The sequence below is a fragment of the Archangium violaceum genome (assembly GCF_016859125.1).
Classification (GTDB): domain Bacteria; phylum Myxococcota; class Myxococcia; order Myxococcales; family Myxococcaceae; genus Archangium; species Archangium violaceum_A.
In genome coordinates this window covers 1,013,649-1,035,014 of sequence record NZ_CP069338.1, presented here as the reverse complement: position 1 = coordinate 1,035,014, position 21,366 = coordinate 1,013,649, and the positions used below count along the sequence as shown (strand labels likewise).

General features: G+C 67.5%; 21 protein-coding genes. 12 read left to right on the top strand and 9 right to left on the bottom strand.

Features of this window, described 5'->3' with window-relative positions; translation table 11 throughout:
• Positions 1 to 143: 143 nt before the first annotated feature.
• Positions 144 to 1,634, bottom strand: a complete 1,491-nt coding sequence (locus JQX13_RS04485; protein WP_203407838.1) for a serine hydrolase — start codon at positions 1,632 to 1,634, stop codon at positions 144 to 146.
• Positions 1,635 to 1,793: 159 nt separating this feature from the next.
• Here JQX13_RS04485 and JQX13_RS04480 point away from each other — a divergent pair, with 159 nt between their 5' ends.
• From JQX13_RS04480 to JQX13_RS04470, 3 genes are all read left to right on the top strand, one after another.
• Positions 1,794 to 2,213, top strand: a complete 420-nt coding sequence (locus tag JQX13_RS04480) for a GFA family protein (protein ID WP_203407837.1) — start codon at positions 1,794 to 1,796, stop codon at positions 2,211 to 2,213.
• Positions 2,214 to 2,291: 78 nt separating this feature from the next.
• Positions 2,292 to 3,107 (top strand): ion transporter, encoded by an 816-nt coding sequence (locus tag JQX13_RS04475; protein WP_203407836.1) that lies wholly within the window; start codon positions 2,292 to 2,294, stop codon positions 3,105 to 3,107.
• A 179-nt stretch (positions 3,108 to 3,286) separates the two neighbouring features.
• Positions 3,287 to 3,880, top strand: a complete 594-nt coding sequence (locus tag JQX13_RS04470; RefSeq protein WP_203407835.1) for an RCC1 domain-containing protein — start codon at positions 3,287 to 3,289, stop codon at positions 3,878 to 3,880.
• A 125-nt stretch (positions 3,881 to 4,005) separates the two neighbouring features.
• Here the strand turns inward: JQX13_RS04470 and JQX13_RS04465 are convergent, their stop codons facing one another.
• Positions 4,006 to 4,440: a hypothetical protein gene (locus JQX13_RS04465; protein WP_203407834.1), complete on the bottom strand. Its 435-nt coding sequence runs from the start codon at positions 4,438 to 4,440 to the stop codon at positions 4,006 to 4,008.
• 147 nt (positions 4,441 to 4,587) lie between these two features.
• On the opposite strand from JQX13_RS04465, the gene JQX13_RS04460 reads away from it, so the two are divergent.
• The 4 genes from JQX13_RS04460 to JQX13_RS04445 are packed head-to-tail and all read left to right on the top strand — an operon-like array spanning position 4,588 to position 8,203.
• A complete protein-coding gene (locus JQX13_RS04460) occupies positions 4,588 to 6,357 on the top strand; it encodes a Tox-REase-5 domain-containing protein (protein WP_203407833.1) in 1,770 nt (589 codons plus the stop codon).
• Positions 6,358 to 6,372: 15 nt separating this feature from the next.
• On the top strand, positions 6,373 to 7,101 hold the full coding sequence (locus JQX13_RS04455; RefSeq protein ID WP_203407832.1) for an immunity 52 family protein: 729 nt from the start codon (positions 6,373 to 6,375) through the stop codon (positions 7,099 to 7,101).
• Positions 7,102 to 7,449: an Imm52 family immunity protein gene (locus JQX13_RS55835; protein ID WP_203407831.1), complete on the top strand. Its 348-nt coding sequence runs from the start codon at positions 7,102 to 7,104 to the stop codon at positions 7,447 to 7,449.
• A gap of 25 nt (positions 7,450 to 7,474) precedes the next feature.
• Positions 7,475 to 8,203, top strand: a complete 729-nt coding sequence (locus tag JQX13_RS04445; RefSeq protein ID WP_203407830.1) for an immunity 52 family protein — start codon at positions 7,475 to 7,477, stop codon at positions 8,201 to 8,203.
• 52 nt (positions 8,204 to 8,255) lie between these two features.
• On the opposite strand, the gene JQX13_RS04440 is transcribed toward JQX13_RS04445, so the two are convergent.
• The 4 genes from JQX13_RS04440 to JQX13_RS04425 form a co-directional block, all read right to left on the bottom strand.
• Positions 8,256 to 8,852 (bottom strand): metallophosphoesterase family protein, encoded by a 597-nt coding sequence (locus JQX13_RS04440; RefSeq protein ID WP_203407829.1) that lies wholly within the window; start codon positions 8,850 to 8,852, stop codon positions 8,256 to 8,258.
• A gap of 41 nt (positions 8,853 to 8,893) precedes the next feature.
• Positions 8,894 to 9,364: a hypothetical protein gene (locus JQX13_RS04435; protein WP_203407828.1), complete on the bottom strand. Its 471-nt coding sequence runs from the start codon at positions 9,362 to 9,364 to the stop codon at positions 8,894 to 8,896.
• A gap of 538 nt (positions 9,365 to 9,902) precedes the next feature.
• Entirely contained in the window at positions 9,903 to 10,826 is a 924-nt protein-coding gene (locus tag JQX13_RS04430; RefSeq protein WP_203407827.1) for a DUF2381 family protein, read from the bottom strand.
• A gap of 101 nt (positions 10,827 to 10,927) precedes the next feature.
• Positions 10,928 to 12,865 carry a serine/threonine protein kinase gene (locus JQX13_RS04425; protein ID WP_203407826.1) on the bottom strand — a complete coding sequence of 646 codons (1,938 nt, stop codon included), beginning with the start codon at positions 12,863 to 12,865 and terminating at the stop codon, positions 10,928 to 10,930.
• A 321-nt stretch (positions 12,866 to 13,186) separates the two neighbouring features.
• Between JQX13_RS04425 and JQX13_RS04420 the strand changes: the two genes are divergently transcribed.
• The 3 genes from JQX13_RS04420 to JQX13_RS04410 are packed head-to-tail and all read left to right on the top strand — an operon-like array spanning position 13,187 to position 16,159.
• Complete coding sequence (locus JQX13_RS04420; RefSeq protein WP_203407825.1) at positions 13,187 to 14,266, top strand: sensor histidine kinase; 1,080 nt, start codon at positions 13,187 to 13,189, stop codon at positions 14,264 to 14,266.
• The gene (locus JQX13_RS04415; protein ID WP_203407824.1) at positions 14,259 to 15,788 is read left to right on the top strand and encodes an ATPase domain-containing protein; all 1,530 of its coding nucleotides are present in this window, start codon (positions 14,259 to 14,261) and stop codon (positions 15,786 to 15,788) included. The genes JQX13_RS04420 and JQX13_RS04415 overlap by 8 nt, the downstream gene beginning before the upstream one ends.
• Complete coding sequence (locus JQX13_RS04410) at positions 15,785 to 16,159, top strand: response regulator (RefSeq protein ID WP_203407823.1); 375 nt, start codon at positions 15,785 to 15,787, stop codon at positions 16,157 to 16,159. Before JQX13_RS04415 ends, JQX13_RS04410 begins: the two co-directional genes overlap by 4 nt.
• On the opposite strand, the gene JQX13_RS04405 is transcribed toward JQX13_RS04410, so the two are convergent.
• Together JQX13_RS04405 and JQX13_RS04400 are read right to left on the bottom strand one after the other, a co-directional pair.
• Positions 16,125 to 17,276, bottom strand: a complete 1,152-nt coding sequence (locus JQX13_RS04405; protein WP_203407822.1) for a phospholipase D-like domain-containing protein — start codon at positions 17,274 to 17,276, stop codon at positions 16,125 to 16,127. The genes JQX13_RS04410 and JQX13_RS04405 overlap by 35 nt on opposite strands.
• A 24-nt stretch (positions 17,277 to 17,300) precedes the next feature.
• A complete protein-coding gene (locus JQX13_RS04400; RefSeq protein WP_203407821.1) occupies positions 17,301 to 17,483 on the bottom strand; it encodes a hypothetical protein in 183 nt (60 codons plus the stop codon).
• A 219-nt stretch (positions 17,484 to 17,702) separates the two neighbouring features.
• On the opposite strand from JQX13_RS04400, the gene JQX13_RS04395 reads away from it, so the two are divergent.
• Positions 17,703 to 18,713, top strand: coding sequence for a serine/threonine-protein kinase (locus JQX13_RS04395; RefSeq protein ID WP_239015231.1), 1,011 nt, complete (start codon positions 17,703 to 17,705; stop codon positions 18,711 to 18,713).
• 58 nt (positions 18,714 to 18,771) lie between these two features.
• Here JQX13_RS04395 and queF read toward each other — a convergent pair whose 3' ends face one another.
• The gene (gene queF, locus JQX13_RS04390) at positions 18,772 to 19,179 is read right to left on the bottom strand and encodes a preQ(1) synthase (RefSeq protein WP_203407819.1); all 408 of its coding nucleotides are present in this window, start codon (positions 19,177 to 19,179) and stop codon (positions 18,772 to 18,774) included.
• 181 nt (positions 19,180 to 19,360) lie between these two features.
• Between queF and JQX13_RS04385 the strand changes: the two genes are divergently transcribed.
• Complete coding sequence (locus JQX13_RS04385) at positions 19,361 to 21,286, top strand: ATP-binding response regulator (RefSeq protein ID WP_203411871.1); 1,926 nt, start codon at positions 19,361 to 19,363, stop codon at positions 21,284 to 21,286.
• Positions 21,287 to 21,366: the final 80 nt, after the last annotated feature.

The following is a 21,366-nucleotide window of genomic DNA, read 5'->3' as shown; positions in this document are numbered from 1 at the left end:
CGTTGGCTGAGGTGGAGCTCTGCACGGGGCCGAATCGAGGGCCGGAGGGCGAGGCGAGTCCGTGGACATCGGGCCGATGTCCACGGGATGACAGCACGACCATTCGCCACAACGCGCCCCGGCGACTGCACGGGCGGAGACTGCTACTCGGCCTTCGCCTTCTTCCCGGCGGAACCCCCCGCCTTCTCCAGCCGCTCGAGCGTCTTCGCCGCGTTCGCATTGGAGGGGTCCAGCTCCAGCGCCCGGCGGTAGTTCACGAGCGCCAGCTCCTCGTTCCCGCTGGCCAGGTACGCTTCTCCCAGGCTGTCGTAGGTGTTCCCGCTCTGGGGGAACATCTCCACATTCAGTTTGAAGATCTCGATCGCGTCCGCCAGGCGCCCGGAGCCGAGCAGCTGATAGCCAACGCGGTTCAGCTGCTGCTCGGAGAAGTCATACTCGGCCGCTTTCGTCGCCTTCAAGGCCTTGTATCTGGCGACTCCCTCCGTCACGGACGCCTTCGCGAGGGTCTCCATCATGACTTCCGAGATTTCCCTCAGGGGCTGCTGGGGCTTGATGCCATGAAGGATGCTCAGCACTCCGGCCACGATGCCGCCGAGTTTGTCACCACGCGACGTGTTGTCCAGGACGACGACGAGCTCCTTGCGCTCGGGTACACGGATGAGCAGCGCGTTGAACCCGTTGATGCCGCCACTGTGGCCAACCGTGACGACCTCTGTCTTGCCATCGTTCAGCTTGAGCGGCTTCACCCACCAGCCATACGCGTACTGCTCCAGCCCTGGCGTGAACATCTGTTGCTCGAGCGGAGCGGGCAGCAGCTTGTGCTGGTGGAGCGCGCGGTCCCAGAGATAGAGGTCCTTCACCGTCGAATACAGTGAGCCGGCGGCGTACGGCAGCGACATGTCCAGGTAGGGGGCGTTGACGTACCCGTTGGGCGTGAGTTGATGGCCACTCGCTCGCTTCGGCAGCACCTCCATGGAGACGTCGTAGCCGGTGCTCTTCATCCCCAGTGGCTCGAAGAGCCGTTGCCGCAGCGCCTGGGCGTACGTCACGCCGGTGACCTTCTCGATGATGGCGCCGAGCAGGAAGTAACCGGAGTTGTTGTACGACCACTTCGTGCCGGGTTCGAACTCGAGGTCGCCACTGGCGAACTTCTTCACGAAGTCCGCCACCGTGTAGGGATCGCGCGAGTCGTTCTGGAAGAACGCGGGCGTCGTGTAGCTGGGGATTCCGGAGGTGTGGTTCAGCAGTTGGGCAATGGTGACGCGGTCGCCCGTGTCCTTGCGATAGTCCGGAAGATGCTTCGTGAGCTTGTCATCGAGCGCGAGCTTCCCCTCCGCGACGAGCTGCAGGATGAGCATCGCCGTGAACTGCTTGGTCACCGAGCCGATGCGGAACTTCGTGTCCGGGGTATTCGGCACCTTCCACTCGAAGTTCGCCTGGCCATAGCCCTTCTCGAGGATGACCCCCTTCTCGTCGGCGACCAGCAGGGCACCGTTGAACTGGCGCAGTTGATGGTACTTCGTGACGAGCCGATCGATGTCCTGCTGCCGCGTCGCTGCGTCGGCGGTGGAGCCGACCAGCGCGAAGACCAGGAGCGCGACGACCATGCGTATGCGTGCGTTGAGCCAATTCATGGGGTTCCCCAACTGATGCGCGGATGTGCCTGCCCACTTCCCACGACGACGACAGGGGGAGCAAGGCGCACAACCCCACGGCCACCGTGGAGGTTTTGCCCTCGTGGGGTGATGGGTCTACGACGCTGTTCCGAAACGATTTCCTCGGGAGGTATCTCGGTGCCTGTTCCCTTCACCGGAGGCTGCGCCTGTGGGGCCATTCGTTATGAGGGCTCCGCCGCGCCCATCGCCGTGCTCAACTGCCACTGCCGCGACTGTCAGCGCTCCAGCGGTACGGGGTCGTCCACGGTGGCCATCGTCCCCACGGATTCGCTGCGCCTGCTGCGCGGTACTCCCAGGCAGTATATGTCGAAGGCGGACAGTGGCAGCGAGGTGAAGCGGGAGTTCTGCGCGGAGTGTGGTACCCCTCTGTTCGCGGGCGGCGGCATCCCGTCGCAATTCATCGCCATCAAGGTCGGCAGCCTCGATGATCCCAGTGGGTTCGCGCCGATGCTCGACATCTGGACACAGAGTGCCCAGCCCTGGGACGTGATGAACCCCGCGCTGCCGAAGTTCCCGAAGAACCTCCCGCCCCGCTGACGCCGCGGGCCATCCGGAGCCCGGTTGGGATGGCAATTCGATTCCCAGAGGGCCGTGCGTAGCGTAGCGTCCGGGCGCATGGAAAGGCATGAGGCGGGGGGAGTCAATCCACGCTGGAGCGCCGCGTGGAACCTGTTGATGGTGGTGCTGGCGGTGGCCAGCTTCGGGGTCATCCTGTGGGTCGAGTTGGAGGGCATCGCCTGGCCGGACCCACGCTTCCAGGTGCTCGCGGTGGTGGATCTGTTCTTCGTCCTGCTCTTCCTCGGGGACTTCCTGGTGGGATGGGCGCGGGCGGAGGACCGCAAGGGCTGGTGGAAGAAGCACTGGTACGAGCTCCCGGGCCTCGTGCCGCTCTACTTCGAGGCGTTCGCCTTCCTGCGCATCGCCCAGGTGCTGCGGCTGGCGCGGGTGCTGCGGCTGCTGCGGGCCCTCACCGCGCTCCGGCGCCTGCGCGGGCTGGCCTTCGTGGACGTGCTCATCAACCGCAACAAGCTGGGGCACACGCTGGTCATCTCCGCGGCGGTGGTGCTGAGCCTGGCCTCGGTCGTGTGGCTGCTGGAGCGTGACACCAACCCGGCGCTCAGCCACTTCGGTGACGCGCTCTGGTGGGCCATCGTCACCACCACGACGGTGGGCTACGGCGATATCACCCCCCAGACGGGTCTGGCCCGGCTCGTCGCAACGGTGCTGATGCTGATGGGCATCGGGCTGATTGGCGTGGTGGCCTCCAGCATCAGCACGGCCATCATCGCGGTGGGAGGTGCGTCGCCCGAGGATGCGCCAGCCCAGCAGCCCGGTCTGGCCGCTGAGCTGGAGCGGCTCGCGGCGTTGAAGGAGCGGGGCCACCTGACCGACGAGGAGTTCTCGGCGGCCAAGCGCAAGCTGCTGAGCTGACTTCCCCTCGGGGGCACGGGTCCTCCCCGTGCCGGGCCGGAGTCTGGGAAGTATGTGATGGCATTGGAATCCGACTGTTTAGGATTTGATGATGGATTGCTGGATGTTTGTGTTTCGCCGCTGCTCGGTTCATCTAGTTGGGGAATTCCTTCAAGCCCTGTTGAATCAGGAGTAGCGGAATGCGAATCAGCACGCCGTGGTGGATGACCAGGCTGTTGGGAGTCTGGCTTGGAGTCTTGCTGGTGGCTGGCTGTGGGCAGCCGCGGGCTGGCGGCGTTTCAGAAGAGCCGGAGGAGCTGGACTCCTCGCTGCTGGGGACGTGGGCCCAGGCCCGTGTCTCGGCGGGAATGTATCATTCCCTGGTGGTGCGCCTGGATGGGACGGTCTGGGCGGCGGGTGCCAACTCCGACGGCCAATTGGGGGATGGGACCACGACCTGGCGCCACGTACCGGTGCGGGTGCAAGGGTTGAGAGGAGTTGCGGCCGTGGCCGCGGGCATCAGGCACTCGCTGGCGCTGCGCTACGACGGCACCGTGTGGGCCTGGGGCTACAACGCCTTCGGTCAGCTGGGGAATGGGACCACGAGCAACAGCTCCGAGCCGGTGTTGGTGCAAGGGTTGAAGGGGGTGACGGCCGTGAGCGCTGGCGGTCACCACGCGCTGGCGCTGGATGCCAAGGGCTTCCTGTGGTCCTGGGGATTCAACAGCTACGGCCAGCTGGGCCATGGCCATCCCGGGAGAGCACCCACCCCCGTTCTCTCCCTGCTGTATTGAGCGCGAGGTTGTTGATGGGGGTCGCGAAGGGTGCTCGGCCTGGTCGGGTCGGGCACCCCGGGCAGCGGCGAGGGCGAGGGCAAGGTGGCCGGTCTCGAGGCTGTCAGTACCGGGAAAAGAAAGAATCAAGAGCGTCCCATGCCGCTCATCCGCGCGCGCAGTTGGACGACGAGCGCGCGCGCCTCGTCCTCCGTAGCGACGAAGTGCAGCGTCTCCAGAGCCGTTGGCTCCGCGCGCTCCTCCATCTGGGCCGCGAGCACGATCCCCTTGGCCAGCCCTTTCTGCGCGAGACGCGCCCCGATGTAGACGGTCCCCAGCAGGAGCCCGGACCGCATGTGCTCACTGATGTAGTCCCTCACCTCCGGCTCGAGCAGCTCGGCGTCCTTCATGTCCGCCAATACGAAGAAGGGCTGCTCCGAACCCAGCTCCTTGTAGAGGGCCACCAGATCAGCGGCTTCGTTCAGGGACAGTCTTCCCTGGAACGTCACCCAGAGCAGGTCGGGTGGCTCGAAGTGGAGGGAATGGGGTCCAATCCTCCACTCGTGCGGGCTGGGCATCATGCGTCCTCTCGGTGAAACACAGTGTACGGCAGGTTCGTATTCGCCCGAACGCCGCAATGACGTGTGGAGGACAGGAGGAGCCGTCAGCCGGTAGGTCCGGACCGGGGCTGGTAGGCTGGAGAAAAACCCCGTTTCCAGGAGGCGGCCATGCCCCTGCTGTCCTCGGGTGTCCAGGCGCGCGGTGGTGGGGCTCTTCCCGTGCTGCTGGCCATGGTGGTCCTGGGCGTGTTGGCCGGGTGCGCCACGGGTGTGCCACGGGGGGACCTGGTGTCGGGCTGGGGCCACTCCTCCCTGACGCCGTCCTTCTTCCGGAGCGCGGAAGGGCAGCGGCCCACGGTGGGCTCCAACGCGGCCTTCGCGCCGGAGGACGCGAGTCCGAGCGACGAGGACGACGACCCGGAGGACGACGTCGACGAGGAGGCGCTCGCTCCCGGAACGATGGCGGGTGAGCCCGAGGCTCCGTCGACTCACTGGAGGGCGCGCCGCCCGGACGCCGGAGAGGACGCGTCGCTGGAGGACAGGGGCGAGGGCGAGGTGGGCTGGCGTGACGGAGTGGGGGATGGGCGCCCTTCTCCCGTGCCCATCAGCCTCGACTACTTCCAGGGCCTCCTGGCGCACGCGGGCGTGCCCGAGGAGGAGCTGCCGGTGGACGGGCGCACCCTGTCTCCCGAGCAGGCCCTGGGGTTGCTGCCGCACGTGTTGAACACGGAGGTGACGCTGGGGGATTTCGCCCGGCGGCGAATGGCGGCGCACCTGCTGTTGGAGGTGGCCACGGGCGAGAGGCCGGTGACGCGCGAGGAGCTCCACGCTCGCATGGACCGCTTCCACCGGCTGCGGGTGCTGAGGCCGGACGGCTACCTGGTGCGGCCCGTGACAGGCGAGGCCGTGCAGAAGGCGGGCGAGGTGCGGCTGGCGGAGGACGGCACCCTGCGCGCGGGCCGCTACGAGGTGGGCCCCTTCTACGCCGTGGAGGACGGGCAGTTGTGGCCGGTGGACACGGGGCTGGAGGTGCCACGAGGGGCGCGGCCACTCGGCCCGTATGTACCGGACGACGGCGTGCTGTTGCCGGCGTTGGAGGGAGCGGGGCTGGCGCTGGGTGACACGGTGCACGGGCTCGTCCGGTCCTTCGTCCACCCCGTGGACACACTGGAGGGCCTCACCCGGGTGCCGGGGGCCGTGCGCGAGCTCGTCCAGAACGCGCCCGAGTACTGGGAGTCCTTCCGCCACAAGCCACGAGGCGAGCAGGCGCGGGCCATTTCGCGCCTCACCACGCACGTGCTGTTGACGGTGGGAACCGCGGGAGAGGGGGCGGTCGCGGCGGCCTCGTGGGGCGACAAGCTGAGCCGGCTCTCGGTGCCCCTCTTGTCACTGACGGGAAAGGGCGAGCTGGCGCTGCGGCTGGTGGCGGTGCCCGGGAGGGTCGTCACCGTGGCGGGAGGGGCGCTCAGCGCCACGTACGTGCTGAACACGGCTGCGGTGGGCGTGGCGGCGGCGGGCGGCGGCCCCTCCTGGACGCCACCCGTGGGAGGGCCGGGCCAGTGGGTGCCCAAGAACGAGCACATGTCCGAGCGCTCGCGCAGGTTCCAGCACAAGGTGACGAAGGCGCCCAAGGGCTGGGTGTACCGCGTCGTCCGCAATGGCGAACAGGCGGACTTCGACGGCCGAGACCCGGTGACGGGTGTTCTACTGGAAACCAAGGGGATGGGCTACGACAAGCACTTCGACGTGGACCTCGAGCCCAAGGGTTATTTCAGAGGCGCAAATCGAATCGTCAGGCAGGCTGCGCGGCAGCTCAGGGTGGCCAATGGAGTTCCCATCCGCTGGAATGTGGCGGAGCCCAGGATGGTGGATATTCTCAAGAAGCTCTTCAATCAGAATGACATCAAGGGCATTGACGTGGTCTACACGCCGCCGTAGCCCTGCGGAGCGCCTATGAAAGAGACCTTCTACGCAGGTGTTTATTGGCCAGGTCGCAAGGAGCCGGCTGAGGAGTGCGCACGGCGCGCGGAGACCTTCTTCCGTCTTCTCTCTAGATGTGATCCCATCTACGCCCGTTGGTTCGAACAGGCGGACTCGCGCAAGAAGGCGCTTCAGCTCCAGTTCGAGCCCTCTCATGAAGCGTTCCTCCGCTTTTTCAAGCGTAGGAAGTACAATGAAGGCGCGTTCGGGTTCAGCTTCAGTGCTTGGACGGGACACGAAGAGAATGGGCGCGGCGGTATGGTGATGCTCAGTTGTGGCTCTGACGTTGTGCCTCCACCCAATTCTTGTCTTCTCTATCTGCCGAAAGTGGAACCTGAAGCGGGGCGGGTCCTCACCGCGTCGGTGTTGATTGAGCTGATGCGAGCCATGGTACTGGCTTGGGAACCCGACTGGGGAGGCGTCATGTCGAACGCCTATCAGGAGCTGCGAAACAACCCAGTGGGCTGCCCTCGCACGGGTTGGCTCATGTACCTCTCCCATCGCCGAGGACAGGTGCCGACCCTTCCTGCGCCCGTACGTGTCGAGCCGGTAGAGGACAAGGGTTCGCTCATCATCCTTACTCCCGAGCGATTCACCGTCAGCAATTCCGATCATGTCAATCTCGCCGATCAGGTGCGCGCGTTGCTCGAGCAGGCGGGCCTGATGAAGGAGTCCAGCGATTACGGCCCCATTCCAACATAAATGAGCGATACCCACGATGCAGGAGTCTATTGGCCAGTTCTCAAGGAGTCGGTCGAGGAGTGTGCGCGTCGCGCGAGACCTTCTCAACAACTGAGGGACCAACCCGTAGGCATCCCCCACATGGGATGGCTGATGTACTTCTCGCATCGACAGGGAGAAGTGCCACCCCAGCCCGAGCCCGTGCGCATCGAGCCAGTGGAGGACAAGGGAACGCTCGTCATCCTCACTCCAGAGCGGTTCACCGTGCACGACCCGGCACACGTTGCCCTGGCTGACCAGGTGCGGTCATCGCTCGATAGGGCGGGGCTCCTGAAGGATTTCAGTGCCTCTTCGCCCGCCAGTAGTTGAAGGGGAGCCCCACGGAGGAACACCCGTGAAAGAGACCTTCTACGCAGGTGTTTATTGGCAAGGCCGCAAGGAGTCGGCTGACGAGTGCGCACGGCGCGCGGAGATCTTCTTTCGCCTCCTTTCGCAGTGCGATCCCATCTACACCCGCTGGTTCGAACAAGCGAACTCGCTCAAGAAAGCGCTCCAGCTTCAGTTCGAGCCCACCCATGAAACGTTCCTGCGCTTCTTCAAGAGTAGGAAGTACAACGAAGGCGCGTTCGGGTTCGGCTTTGGTGCTTGGACGGGGCACGAGGAGGACGGGCACGGTGGCGCAGTGCTGCTCAGTTGTGGCTCCGGCGTTGTTCCTCCTCCGAACTCTTGTCTTCTCGACCTGCCCTATGCGGGACCTGAAGAGGAGCGCGTACTGACTGCACCTGTTTTGACCGGGGTGATGCGCGCCATGGTACTGGCTTGGGAACCGGACTGGGGCGGTGTCATCTCGCACGCCTACCAGGACATGCGTGATGAGCCCGTCGGCCACCCGCGCACGGGCTGGTTGATGTACCTCTCGAGGCCTCGGGGAGAGATTCCTCCTTTGCCCGCCCCTGTACGCGTCGAGCCCGTGGAGGACAAGGGGGCGCTCCTCATCCTCACACCGGAGCGCTTCTCGGTTGACAATCCGGCTCACGTGGCCCTGGCCGATCAGGTTCGCGGTTTGCTCGACCGGGCGGGCTTGTTGAGGGATTTCAGCGATTCGTTCTCAGCGAAGATGTGAAATATATCAATTGGGCCTTCACGAGGAGCCCGCCAACCCCTGCCTGAATTAATCAGGTCAGTTTGATGAAGTAGCGGGGAAGTGGATCTTTGCCAGCCCCTTGTGTCCATCGGGCATCGGGCTTCCATGCGCCGTTAGGTTCTTCGCGCCTGCGGGTCTCGACCATCACACGACCCGGTTCGAAGCGGAGCAGGTTGTACTGAAGAGGAACGCCCTGGCGCCACTCCCTTGTGGGCGCGCCAAAGGTACCGGCACTTACGATGTCGAGGCCTCTGCCGCCTGGGCTGAGGTCGTAGTGGAAATCTGTTTTTTCGGCCTTGTGGATGTGGCCATGCAACGCGATTCGGAAGCCAGCAACAGCCAATCGCTCCAGGAAACCGTGATCCGTGATTCGATCCGCCTCTGCCCCTACGAGTGGGTGGTGCCAAACGGCCACTTTGAGGCAGGTGCTGTATTCTGGAGTGCTGCGGACGTGGTTCAACGCGCGTTCAAGCGCCACTCTGTGGATGCTGGCTCGACTCCTGAAGAACCAGTCGATCTCCCACGCGGAGTTGAGGCCGAGAACCAGGAGGTTGAGGGTCGGGAAGTGTTGCAGGCTGAACTGGGCCTCTGGCTCAATCGGATAAGTGCCTGTTCCGGTAGGGATCATTCCTGGCGATTGCTCCTCGGGCGAGGATGCAGTGCAGCCTCCTACCGGAACAGGCTCTTACTGGGGGCAGTGAGTTGTGCACCCAACCGTTCCGCTACGTGGCGCAAAGGTGCCAGTGGAACCACCTCGTGCAGGGCCGGTTGTTCCTCTATGCCTCGATAGAAGCCGACAGTCAGTTCGCGCAGCAGGGACTCGGTATCAGGTTGGCCAAGGTGCTTGGCGCCGAGACCGCTAGCCTCCATTTCTTCCTGGAGCCGCCGCACGTCGAGTTGGCTGTCGGCTCTCGGGTGCACCAAGTGCAGCAACTCCTTTGAGACGATTCGCTCCCGCATCCAATCGCGCAGCCGGTCCATCTCTGGGGCCTCAGGGGCCTGCGGCTTCCAGTGCTGTAGTGCGGCGGCCAATCCCCACCCCAGTGCATGCTGAAGGGCGCGTTGGCGTTCCGTCTGCTGGAGAGGGGCGCGAGCTGTGCGATCGAGGTTACGGAGCACGTCATCGAGCACCTCGCTCACTAGTCCCCCCGTACCATCGAACGCCGGACCGAACAGTGTCGTGCGAACCCCCAGGGGAAGATGAGGCAGCAAGCCGGCGGACGTAGTCTCTTTACTGTCGGGACTGTCGGGCATGGCCGGTAGCATAGCCCGTTACATCCCTATGACGGATAGGGGGGGTCTTTGGTAGGCAGCTTCGAGCATGAGGGAAAGCGGCAGGCCCCTGGCGGTTGCCACAAGGGCCGTGCGCCGCGCTTGTGCTTCAGCCGTGCAGCCTTCTTCAGGCAACACCCCTGCCTTCGTGCGACGATGGCTCCATGTGGGATCTGGCCGCCGAGTTCCAACACGATGCCGCCCACCGAGGGAACACCCACATATAGCCGGAATCCATCATCCGCGTGACGAGGATGTCCTCAGTCGTGAGCCCCATGGCTTGGCGCTCGTTCTGGATACTCCGTGCCCGGACGCGCACTTGCCCGTTGTTGTTTCCCACACGGGACGCACAGGAAGACGTACCGCAGTTACCAATGGTGCGGCTGCTTTCTACCTTCCGTATTTCTCACGGAAAGGCCACGCCGCGCAGGGTGATGGTTCGCGGGCCGTTCGCCTCCCACAGCTTGAGGATGAAGGTTCCGCGCGCCTGTTCCTCCGTTGCCTCCGCCTCCACCACGAGCTGGAGCGTCTTCCCCGGGGCGATGGGCTCGAAGGGCCACACGCGTAGAACTCGCGGCCGAGAGCCTTTGGGGTCCACCAACTCCGCCCATTCGACCGCCCAGGATTGTGGTCCCGTGTTTTGCACGTGCACCGCCACGGCCACCCGGCGCTCGGCGCGGTAGCTGAAGGCGCTGAACACCTGGAGGGTTTCTCCGGGGCGCTGGGTGAGCTCGGAAATGTCCCGTGCGTGGACACCTCTGCCCCGCTTTACCAATCCGGCATCAAGCAGTCCCGTGAGGCCATCAGGGCGTTTCTGCTCCGCCCGGGTCCGTTCCAACTCGGCCACACACTGCTCGGCCCGCTCATGCTCCTGCCTTGCCTCTTGTTGATAGGACTCGCCGGAGCGGGGGCGGCGGTACACTCGCACCTGTCGCTCGGCTCGGGAGGGATGCACCACCAACCGGAAGATCGCACTTCGTGGGAGCGCGTCATCCGCGAACCGCACCGCCACCGACAACGGCCTCTCCCGTGGCACTGAGTCCGAGGGAATGAGTGTGACCACGCCAGCGACCTCGTCCACCATGACCGACCGGAAGCTCTCTTTCTCCTCCACGAGCACACCCCCGTGTTGCAGTGGCATGTTGAACATGAGGGTACTGGCCTGGTTGGGGCTGATTCGCATCTCGGAGGCCTGTCCGGTGTTGTCCGCTGTCAATTCGAGGTGGCGTTCTCCCGCTGTGTCCCATTCGTCGGAGGCTGGTTGTGCGATGGCCGGGGTACTAGCGAGGAGTGCGAGCATCAGAGGCGCGGTATGGGGCAGGGCGCACATGGATGGGAAGACCTCCAGAGTGATGGAGACTAGCAGGTACCTCCGGCGTTGGCCGCTGTCCCGTCTTTCACCCGCTGATGCCGCTGTCGCTTGCCAGCCACCTACTCGAAGCGCTTCACCGGCTTGAGGAACACGGCGGTCCGTACCCTGGCGGAGTCTCGTTCGTCGGCGGGTTTCTTCTCGACCCCTTTCACCACTTCCGACTGCCACAGCTCCATGCAGACGGGATAAGTGGGTCCTCCGGGAGGGTGGGCCGTGGTGAATCGGCCGTACACATGCGTCTTCCCGAAGAAGAGCTCCCCGGAGAACACTGTATCTTCCGGAAGTTTTTCCCAGACGTCTCCAAGCAATTGCAACGTGCCTGGACCCTGGCGCACGAGGGTGATTCTGGGATTGTCGCTATTCTTGTCGTAGGGAAAGAAGAGCAAAGAGCCGGTCGTGTTGAACTCGAGGCCCAGCGTATTCATGGCCTGCACCGCGCCGGGTGGGCACTCCGCGGCCGGAGGGGTAGGCAGCACCTGGGGAGCGGGGCTGGCGCAGGCGGCCTGACTCACGGCCAGGGCCGTGCCGCACACCTTGGCCACTTCGCCGAGCACCGTTCGCTGCTTCTTCTTTTGCTGCGTCTTCTGAGGCTGGGAGCCCTGCCGTGGAGTCTTCACGCGCGTGCTGTCCTCTGGGGGCGTCGCGCTGGCGACGGGCGCGGAGGTTTCCGCCTTCTCGGGCGCCGCGCCTCCTCCACCTTCCGGCGGCTCTCCCCGGGGCGCCACTTCCTGACCGGCGTTCGTGACCTCCGATATGGTAGGAGCGGAGACTACTTCAGGAGTAGTGGCTGGCACCTCGGGCTCGGGGTGGGGTGGGAAGCGCAGTACGGCCAGGACTCCGAGCAGTCCCAGCACCAGCAAGGCGCTACCCCAGACGCTCGCGCGCCGCGGAGGCGTCCGTGTCCGTTGCCCATGAGGACTCGCTTCCTCTCCGGTGTCGTCCTTCCCTGGGGCCGGGTCATCCGGCGGACCCGGTAGCGTGGTCGCGTCCGCGAGTGACACGGGCCGGCCTCGCCGGGGGTGCCTCCTCGCGTACGCCAACAGCCGCCGCGCCTTGTCCAGCCAGTCGCCCAGGCCGAGCCATTCCACCTGGGGCGTGGTGGCACCGTCCGGGCCCCACTCCTCGCACAGCGGCACGTCCCACGTGCCGTCCGCGTCCTCCAGCAGTTCCTCCAGCGCCTCGCACAGGGCCTCCGCGTCCGGAAAGCGCGCCTCGGGGCGCTTCTCCAACATGCGCAGGCACAGCTCGCTCACCGTCCGGGGCACGCGTGGGTTGCACGCGTGTGGCGGCTCGGGCTCCTGCTTCAGGATGAGGTCCGCCAGCGCGCCCTCGTCCCCCACCTCCGTGTCGAAGGGGTAGCCGCCCGTCAGCAGCCAATAGAGGGCGACTCCCAACGCCCACAGGTCGTCCGAGGTTCGTGCCGGGGAGTGTTCGCCCGCGTGCTCGCGCCGGAAGCGCAGCGCCTCGGGGCTTCGGTAGTGGCGCGTGCCCGGCAGTCCCAGGGGGTTGGTGATCTCGGGCGCCCCCACGTACGTGCCCACGCCGAAGTCCACCAGCACCGGACGCCCGTCCTCGCGCCACACCAGTACGTTGGGGCCCTTGATGTCCCGGTGCACCACTCCGGCCCGGTGCACCTCCACCAACTGCCTCGCCACCTCCAGCACCAGGCGCACCACCTGCCGCGCCGTGGGATTCTTCTCCTTCGCCCACGCGTACAGCGGGCGCCCTCGCACGTAGGGGGTGACGAGGTAGAGGAAGCGCGGGCCCTGGTGCGGCCACAGTCCGTGGCCTTCCACGGCCAGCTCACCCACGTGCCGCAGCCGCAGCCGCACCTCCAACTCCCGCCACGCCCAATCGGGTGACTCCAGGGCGAGGAACTTGAGGGCGTACAGCCGGCCGCCGCGCCGGGCCCGGTACACTGTGCCCTGGCCCCCCTCTCCCAGCCGTGCCTCCAGCCGGTAGCCGCCCACCCGGGTGCCGAGCGGGGGTGATGGCATGTCCAGGCGCTCGCGCGGGACACGTCTCCTCGGGATTCGTCCCGGTGCCTTCCGTCCCTCCCGCTCCGCCCGTCCCTCCATGGCGCCGCTCATGTGCATGACCTCCGAAGTGGGTCACTGTAGCAGAACCTCTCCGGACCCGTGGACGCGTGCGAAGGGAGCGGACCGTTCGACAGGCGACGCTCCGGGGCGGCTCGACTTCCACCCCGTGGTTGCCGTCCTTGACCCCGCGGCCCATCTTGGGTGACTGCGATCACCATGCGACATCGGGTGCCGCGGGCCCCATCCGTTCGTGCTGCACGGGTGGAAAGGGAGAAGGGCGTGTCCGAGCAGCCAGGGCTGGAGAGGGTCCTCGACTTCCTCGCCGTGCCCACACTGCGTGTCGAAGAGGGGACCGCGCGGGTGCTGTTCGCCAACGCGGCGGCACGGCAGTTCCCCTTCATCCTCGAGGTCTCCGGCCGTGGCACCCTCGTGGAGCCGGAGGGCACTCCGCTCCCTCCCGAGCAGCATCCGGTGAAGCGGGCCGCGCGTGGCGAGCCCCTGGAGGGCGTGCTGTTCCGCTGGGCGCGGCCCGAGGGAGTCCGGACCTTCGTGGTGCACGCCCGTCCGGACCGGACCCGCTCGCCGGGCGTGGTGACGATGACCTTCCAGGACGTGACGCAGTGGTTGCGCGCGGAGGCGGACCTGCTGCGGGCGCTCGGGGCTCGCGACACCTTCCTGTCCGTTGCCTCGCACGAGCTCAAGTCCCCCATCACCGTGCTGCAGCTCGTCCTGGAGCGGTTGCAGCGGGGGGCCCAGCGCGAGGCGAGCCTCGCCGGCTCCCTGCTGGCCGAGCGGCTGGAGCCCGCCCTGCGACAGGTGCGCCGGCTGGGCGTGCTGGTGCAGAACCTGCTCGACGTGAGCCGGGCCCGCAACAACCGCTTCGTGCTGGACCGTGAGCGCTTCGAGCTCGGTGGCCTGGTGCGCGAGGTGGGCGAGCGCTTCGTCGAGCAGGCCCGCCAGGTGGGTTCGGTGCTGACGGTGGAGGACTGTCCCCAGGTGGAGGTCCACTGGGACCGGCTGCGGGTGGAGCAGGCGCTCAGCAACCTCATCACCAACGCCATCAAATACGGCGCCGGTGGGCCCATCACGGTCCGGGCCGAGGCGCGCGACGGTGTGGTGTCCCTCCGGGTGGAGGACCGGGGCATCGGCGTACCGGAGGGCGACCGCGAGTGCATCTTCAACCCGTTCGAGCGCGCCGCGTCCGGTCATCGGGTGGAGAGCCTGGGGCTCGGCCTGTACATCGTCCGGGAGATTGCCCGGGCCCATGGGGGCTCGGTGGGAGTCATGGGGCGGGACGGCGGCGGTTCCTGTTTCACGTTGCGTCTGCCCCTGGAGGTCACGGAGGGGGAGAATGAGTAGCGAGGGGCGCGTCCAGAGCGGCATTCCACGCCTGGACTTCATCCTCCAGGGCGGTCTCAAGCAGGGCGGCACCTATGCGCTGATGGGGCCGCCGGGCGGCGGAAAGACCATCTTCGCCAACCAGCTGTGCTGCAACCACATCGCGCGGAGCGGCGGGCGGTGCGTCTACATGACGCTGCTCATCGAATCGCACGCGAAGATGGTGGGGCACCTCTCCAGCCTGAACTTCTTCAAGCCGGAGTACATCCCCGACCGGCTCTACTACGTCAGTGGTTACCAGATGGTGCGTGACGAGGGCTTCAGCGGGTTGCTGGAGCTCATCCGCCGCACCCTGCGCGAGCGCAAGGCCACGCTCTTCGTCATGGACGGCATGGAGAGCGTGGAGCAGTTCGCCACCAGTCCCCAGTCCTACCGGGAGTTCGTGCACTCGCTCCAGGCGCTCGCCAGCATCCTGGGCTGCACCACGCTGCTCATCTCCAACATGCGCGAGCGCTCGCACGTGGAGAACGCCCTGGTGGACGGCGTCATCGAGCTGTCCGACAAGCTCATCGGTCCGCGGGCGGTGCGCGAGCTGACGGTGCACAAGTTCCGCGGCGGCGATTACCTCCGGGGCCGCCACGAGGTGGAGATCACTGGCGAGGGCATGGTCATCCACCCGCGCACGGAGGTTCAATTCAGCAAGCCGCCGGAGAACGCACGTGAGCAGCGCGTCCGCATGGGCTTCGGCCTCCCGCGGTTGGACGAGATGCTCGACGGGGGACTGCCCTCGGGCTCCACCACGGCGCTGCTGGGCTCTCCGGGCACGGGCAAGACGCTGCTGGGGCTCTCCTTCCTGGTGGAGGGGGCCCGGCGGGGCCAGCACGGCACCTACTTCGGGTTCTACGAGCCGCCCCCCCGCCTCATCGAGAAGGCGGAGGACGTGGGCATCCCCCTGGAGCGGTACGTGAAGGACGGAAGCATCGAGCTCATCTGGCAGCCGCCGCTGGAGCACTTCATGGACTCGCTGGCGGAGCAGTTGCTGGAGGGGCTGAAGTCCCAGGAGCAGAAGGAGCGCCGGCGCCTGTTCATCGACGGGGCCAAGGGCTTCCGCGCGGCGGCGGTGTACCCGGATCGCATTCCCCGCTTCCTCTCGGCGCTCACCAACCAGCTGCGCTCGCTGGACGTCACCACCGTCATCACCGACGAGCTGGAGCTCTTCCAGTCCCAGCTCGAGCTGCCCACGCCCGAGCTGGCCAACGTGGTGGAGACGGTCATCCTGCTGCGCTACCTGGAGCTGCGCTCCCAGCTCTACCGGCTGCTCTCCATCATGAAGATGCGGGAGAGCCGCTATGACACCTCGCTGCGCGAGTTCCGTATCTCCCGCGAGGGCATCGACGTGGCCGACTCCTTCGAGAGCGCGGAGTCCATCCTCAGCGGTCAGGCGAGGGTGCGCGGTGGGAAGGCGCCGGGGCCGCTCGGGAAGGCGCTGAAGAAGGTGAGGCGTACCGGGGGCAAGGGCCGGGGCGGCGGGGGTGGGCGGTGACCTCCATTCTGGTCGTCGAGGACGAGTTCGACGTGCAGCAGGTCGTGGCGGACGTGCTGCGGGACGAGGGGTACGAGGTCTCCGTCTGTGGCAACGGACGGGATGCGCTGGAGCGCTTGCGCGAGCACCGCCCCGACGTCGTCGTCATGGACGTGATGATGCCCATCCTCTCCGGGGCGCAGGCGCTCGAGCAGATACGGAAGACGCCCGGCCTGGACGGGGTGCCCGTCATCCTGATGAGCGAGATGCCGCCCCGCTCCGGAGAGCCGCGCCTCTGGCAGGCCTTCCTGAAGAAGCCCTTCCGGCTCGAGCAGCTCCTGAACGCGGTGGCCCGGGTCATCCCCGGCGGCGCATCCTCCGGGAGCCGATGAAGCTGGCGATGCGCTCGGAGAGGCGCGCCACCGCGAGCCCCACCACGTCCAGCAACCAGCGCTGCGGGCCCGAGCGCGCGCAGTCCTCCAGGCCCACCGGACGAGCGCCGCTCACGTGCCGCTCCATCCAGCGGGTGGCCTGGGCGGCCACGGCCGCGTCCTCCACCTCCACCAGCGTCTCCAGGTTCACCAGGGAGAGCGGATCCAGGTTGAAGCTGCCCACCAGCAGGCGCTCCCCATCCACCACCGCCGCCTTGGCGTGCAGGGTGGTGGCCGTCCACTCGTGGATGTGCACGCCCGCGCGCAGCAGGGTGCGGTACAGGCGCATGGTGGCCGCGCGGGCGAAGGGGACGTCGCTGCGGCCGGCCAGCAGCAGGTGCACCTCAACCCCGCGCCGTGCCGCGCGCCGGAGGGCCCGCACGAAGCCCGTGTCCGGCAGGAAGTAGGCGTGGGCCAGCACCACCCTGCGCCGCGCGTCCTTGAGGCCCGCCAGGTAGCGCGCCCGCAGGCGCCGCCCACCCCCGACGCCGGACAGGAGGATGCTCACCGGGCCCGCCACCAACGTGGAGGCTCCGGCGGTGAGCTTCGCGCCCAGCTTCGCGCAGATGTCGCCCCGCAGCTCCAGCGCCAGGTCCGCCCACCCCGGCCGTCCCTCCTCGGCGGCGTAGTGGTCCCCGATGTTGATGCCCCCGAGGAAGGCCACCGCGTCATCCACCAGGAGGATCTTGCGGTGGTTGCGCCAGAAGCGGCCGAGGAAGAGGGAGGTGAGGGGATTGTGGATGCGGACCTTGATGCCGGCCGCGCGCAGGGTGCCCGCCAGCGCGCGGCTCTCGCCGATGGAGCCCCAGCCGTCGACGATGACCTTCACTTCCACGCCCCGCAGGGCCGCGGCGGTGAGCGCGGCGACGAAGCGCGTGCCCACGCCCTCTCGCTCGAAGGCGTAGACCTCCAGGTGGACGCGCCGGGTGGCCGTGCCGATGGCCTCCAGCATGCGCGGGTAGGCCTCGGCGCCGCCATCGAGCAGGGTGATGCGCTGCCCCCGGGCCTCCGCGGACAGCCACTCCCTCTCCCCCGGGGAGAGGGCCGGGGTGAGGGTCTGTCGGGCCGGGGCTTCCATCCGTGTCAGAGGGGGGCGCGTACGTCAGTGGTCGTGCTTGCGCGCGCCCTTGCCCTTTCCCTTGTGGCGGCACTGATCCCCATCCCAGTACTGGCTGGGGTGGCAGTTGCGCTCCTTCTTCTTGGATACGTACCGCGTCTCGCGGACGTAGATGCAGCCAGGGGTGGCGATGAGGAGGGCGGGAACGAGGAGGAGGAGCTTCTTCATGGCGCGCGCAGCGTAGCGGGAGCGTGGCGGCGGGTCCTCTCACTTCTCGTGAATGTCGTAAATAGCGATTTCTACCGCACGGCTGTCTGCACTCCGGGCGTATCGACGCCTCGCGCGCAAATCGGTAGCCTCCCGTCCGTGCCCTCCACCGAGAAGCCCGTTGTCAGACATCGGAAGATAGGCGCCTACCGTGTGCTCGGCGAGCTGGGCCGGGGTGGCATGGCCCAGGTGTACCGGGGGCTGCACGAGATGTTGCAGCGCGAGGTCGCCATCAAGGAAATGCTCGCGGACCCCGTCCGGGACAAGGAGGCCGTGTCGCGCTTCCGCCGTGAGGCGCTCGCGCTCGCCGCCTTCCGCCACCAGAACATCGTCACCTTGTACGACCTGGTGGAGAAGAACGACGTCCTTTTCATGGTGATGGAGTACGTGGACGGGCCCACCCTGCACGAGCTCATCAAGGAGGGGCCGCTGGCGCCCGAGGTGGGCGCCGCCGTGGGGGCGCGCATCGCCGACGCGCTGGAGCACGCCCACTTCCGCCGCATCATCCACCGCGATCTCAAGCCCGCCAACGTGATGCTCACCAAGGCCGGCGACGTGAAGCTGATGGACTTCGGCGTGGCCAAGGACGTGGGCCTGGAGGCCCTCACCGCGCAGGGCATGGCGGTGGGCACGCCCTCGTACATGTCTCCCGAGCAGGTTACGGGCGCGCCGGTGGACGGGCGCACGGATCTGTTCGCGCTCGGGGTGCTGCTCTACGAGGCGCTCTCGGGCACCCGCCCCTTCCTGGGCCGCAACGCCGGCGAGGTCTTCGCCCGCATCCGTGACGGCGAGTACACCCCGCTGCACAAGGCGGCCCCCCACCTGCCCAAGCAGCTCACGGACATCGTCAAGCGCGCCCTCGAGGTTCGGCCCCAGGACCGCTTCGCCAACGCCGCCGCCATGCGCCGCGAGCTGGAGGCGTTCCTCTCCCAGCGCGTGGGCATGTCCTATGAGGCCCTCCTCGTGGGCTTCCTGCGCCACCGGCACAAGCTCACCGAGACCGAGGCGCTCGCCCACCTCACCCAGGAGGAGCTGAGCGTCATCGACGTCTTCGACAAGCAGGCGCGGATTCCCCAGGCGTGGGTCCGCTGGGTCATCGCGTTCCTCGCCGTCGCGGGGGCGCTCGGCACGGGGCTCGTCCTGACCCAACCCTATTGGATGGGGCTGGTGCAGCAGCTGACCACCCGCTGACGCACCTCCGGGCACACATACCCTCACCCCGACCCTCTCCCGGAGGGAGAGGGAGTGTCTACTTGCGGCGCGCGGGGGCGCTCTTCTTCGCCGCCGGCTTCGCGCCCCTGCCCTTCTTCTCGTGCGTCACCGTGACGAGCGTCCCGATGCCGCCGCGCACGAAGAAGTCCCCCTCCACCGTCAGCTTCCGCGGCTGGATGGCGCGCACGATGTCGTCGGCGATCGTATTGGTCACCTTCTCGTGGAAGGCGCCCTCGTTCCGGTACGCCCACATGTAGAGCTTCAGGCTCTTGAGCTCCACGCACAGCTGATCCGGCACGTAGCGGATCTTGAACTTCGCGAAGTCCGGCTGCCCGGTCAGCGGGCAGAGGCACGTGAACTCCGGCACGTCGAAGGCGATCTCGTAGTCCCGATCCGGCGCGGGGTTCGGGAAGGTCTGCAGGTCCTTGGAAGGCTGGGAAGGCATGGCGGGGTGTCGTCTAACACACACCGGGCGGATTGCAGCCTCCCAGTGGTGAACGCTCTCCCCCCCGCCGGGCGCCCCTCCTGTCCTGCCCCCAACGCCCCCTCTGTCCAGGGGGGAGCAGGCGGAGGGGGGCGCCTTGTGTGATCCATCCCAGGGGCGTAACTCCAATCTCCAGCCCCTCATGTTGCCACCCGACTTCCAGGACATCCTCGCTTGCGTCCCCCAGGCTGTGGTGCGGCTCGGGCCGGACCTGCGCGTGGAGTGGGTGGAGCCGGACTTCACCTCCAAGACGGGGGTGTCCCTCCAGGTGGGAGAGCCGGTGTTGTCGGCCCTGGAGGGGGGTTGGGGCCGGGATGCCCTGGAGCGTGCCCTGCGCGAGGGCCGTGGCCATTCGGGGCACGTCATCACCTCGGGCCTCAAGCAGGTGCGTGTCCAGGCCCGCCCCGGCCGTCAGGGCTCGGCCCCCGGCGCCTGGCTCTTCTTCGAGCCCTCCGGCGCGGATGACGACGTGGCCTTCGCCCAGGCCCTCCAGGAGATCGCCCGCGAGGTGGGCGAGACGCTGGACGTGGACAGCGTGTGCAAGGCCGCGGTGCTGGCCGTGGTGCGCTGCGCCCAGGTGCGCCGCGCCGAGGTGTTCCTCGCCGAGGAGGGCCAGCCCCTGCGCCGCGTGGCGGTGTCGGACCTGGCCAGCGTGGACTCCCCCGAGGACGCGCTCGAGAACCACGCCGACTCCTTCGAGGCGGCGCTCATCACCCGGCAGCCGCAGATTGGCGTCCAGCGCGGCTATGGCGACGCCGTGGGCTCCATCTTCGCGGCGGTGCCGCTGCTGTCCCAGAAGCGCGCCCTGGGGCTGCTCGTGCTCTACAAGGAGCAGGGCACCTCCTTCTCCCTGCGCGAGCTGGACCTGTGGAGCGCCGCGGCCGGGCAGGTGGCGGTGACGGTGGAGAACGCCCGCCTGCTGCGCGAGGCCCACGCGGCCCTGCGCGTGCGCGAGGAGTTCATGTCCATCGCCTCGCACGAGCTGAAGACGCCCCTCACCCCGCTCAAGCTGACGCTCTACTCCATGGAGCGCCGCCTCGTGCAGGGCCAGCCCGTGGAGCTCTCCAGCGTGATGAAGTCCAAGCGGCAGGTGGAGCGGCTCGCGGGCCTGGTGAACGACTTGCTGGACGTCTCGCGGCTGGAGCTGGGCCGGCTGTCACTGCAGCCCGCGCCGCTGGAGGTGGGCCACCTGGTGGCGGAGGTGGTGGACCAGTTCCGCCACGCCTTCGAGCGCCCCTTCTCCCTGACCGTGCCCAGTGAGCGCGTCTGGGTGCAGGGAGATAGGGACCGGTTGGAGCAGGTGCTCGTCAACCTGCTGGAGAACGCGCACAAGTACAGCCCGACGGGCGAGCCCATCTGCGTGGAGGTGGAGTCGCTGTCGGGCGAGGCCCGCATCCACGTGAGGGACCGGGGCATCGGGATTCCCGCGCCGGACCAGACGCGGCTCTTCCAGCGCTTCTACCGGGCGGCGAACTCCTCGCACCGTCACTTCGGCGGGCTGGGGCTGGGCCTCTTCATCAGCCATTCCATCGCACGGCTGCACGGAGGCTCGCTGTCGCTCTCGAGCGCCGAGGGCCAGGGCTCCACCTTCAGCCTGGGGCTGCCGCGGATGACCGTGAACGAGGTGCGGCGGCTGCCGCGCCGGGTGCTGCTGCTCGACGAGGACCCCTCGCAGGAGCAGGTGGCCGAGCGCGTGCTGCGCGCCGAGGGCTTCGAGGTGCTCACCTCGCAGGAGGGCGTGGAGGGGCTGCGTCGGGCCTCGTACCTGCCGGTGGACCTGGTGCTGCTGTCGGCGAGCGCCGCGCCCACGCAGATGGGCATCTTCCTGGCGGCCTTCGCGGAACTGCCGCGCGCCCGGCCCATCCCCATCGTGCTCGCCGGGGCCTCGCGGCCCGCCTGGGCCCAGCCGGACCACGCGCTGTGCTCGCGGCCCTACCGCGAGGCGGAGTTGCTCGCCGCGGTGCGCGCCACGCTCACACACCCCGAGGAGCGCGCACGTGCCCTCGAGCGCTCCTCCTCCGTCAAGCACCTGGAGAGAGTGCCAGCGGATTCTTCCATGCCCTCGTGAGCATCGCACCGGAGCCCCTGCTTCCCTGTCCGCTCCTGGCGCTTGCGGACGACCGGGGGTGCTAGATCTGCTTACAGTGA

Bases quoted from the DNA above. Each gene is read 5' to 3' on its own strand.
- JQX13_RS04485 (WP_203407838.1), bottom strand. From the start codon at position 1,634: ATGAATTGGCTCAACGCACGCATACGCATGGTCGTCGCGCTCCTGGTC.
- JQX13_RS04475 (WP_203407836.1), top strand. From the start codon at position 2,292: ATGGAAAGGCATGAGGCGGGGGGAGTCAATCCACGCTGGAGCGCCGCG.
- JQX13_RS04470 (WP_203407835.1), top strand. From the start codon at position 3,287: ATGCGAATCAGCACGCCGTGGTGGATGACCAGGCTGTTGGGAGTCTGG.
- JQX13_RS04465 (WP_203407834.1), bottom strand. From the start codon at position 4,440: ATGATGCCCAGCCCGCACGAGTGGAGGATTGGACCCCATTCCCTCCAC.
- JQX13_RS04460 (WP_203407833.1), top strand. From the start codon at position 4,588: ATGCCCCTGCTGTCCTCGGGTGTCCAGGCGCGCGGTGGTGGGGCTCTT.
- JQX13_RS04455 (WP_203407832.1), top strand. From the start codon at position 6,373: ATGAAAGAGACCTTCTACGCAGGTGTTTATTGGCCAGGTCGCAAGGAG.
- JQX13_RS55835 (WP_203407831.1), top strand. From the start codon at position 7,102: ATGAGCGATACCCACGATGCAGGAGTCTATTGGCCAGTTCTCAAGGAG.
- JQX13_RS04440 (WP_203407829.1), bottom strand. From the start codon at position 8,852: ATGATCCCTACCGGAACAGGCACTTATCCGATTGAGCCAGAGGCCCAG.
- JQX13_RS04430 (WP_203407827.1), bottom strand. From the start codon at position 10,826: ATGTGCGCCCTGCCCCATACCGCGCCTCTGATGCTCGCACTCCTCGCT.
- JQX13_RS04425 (WP_203407826.1), bottom strand. From the start codon at position 12,865: ATGCCATCACCCCCGCTCGGCACCCGGGTGGGCGGCTACCGGCTGGAG.
- JQX13_RS04415 (WP_203407824.1), top strand. From the start codon at position 14,259: ATGAGTAGCGAGGGGCGCGTCCAGAGCGGCATTCCACGCCTGGACTTC.
- JQX13_RS04405 (WP_203407822.1), bottom strand. From the start codon at position 17,276: ATGGAAGCCCCGGCCCGACAGACCCTCACCCCGGCCCTCTCCCCGGGG.
- JQX13_RS04400 (WP_203407821.1), bottom strand. From the start codon at position 17,483: ATGAAGAAGCTCCTCCTCCTCGTTCCCGCCCTCCTCATCGCCACCCCT.
- JQX13_RS04395 (WP_239015231.1), top strand. From the start codon at position 17,703: ATGGCCCAGGTGTACCGGGGGCTGCACGAGATGTTGCAGCGCGAGGTC.
- queF (WP_203407819.1), bottom strand. From the start codon at position 19,179: ATGCCTTCCCAGCCTTCCAAGGACCTGCAGACCTTCCCGAACCCCGCG.
- JQX13_RS04385 (WP_203411871.1), top strand. From the start codon at position 19,361: ATGTTGCCACCCGACTTCCAGGACATCCTCGCTTGCGTCCCCCAGGCT.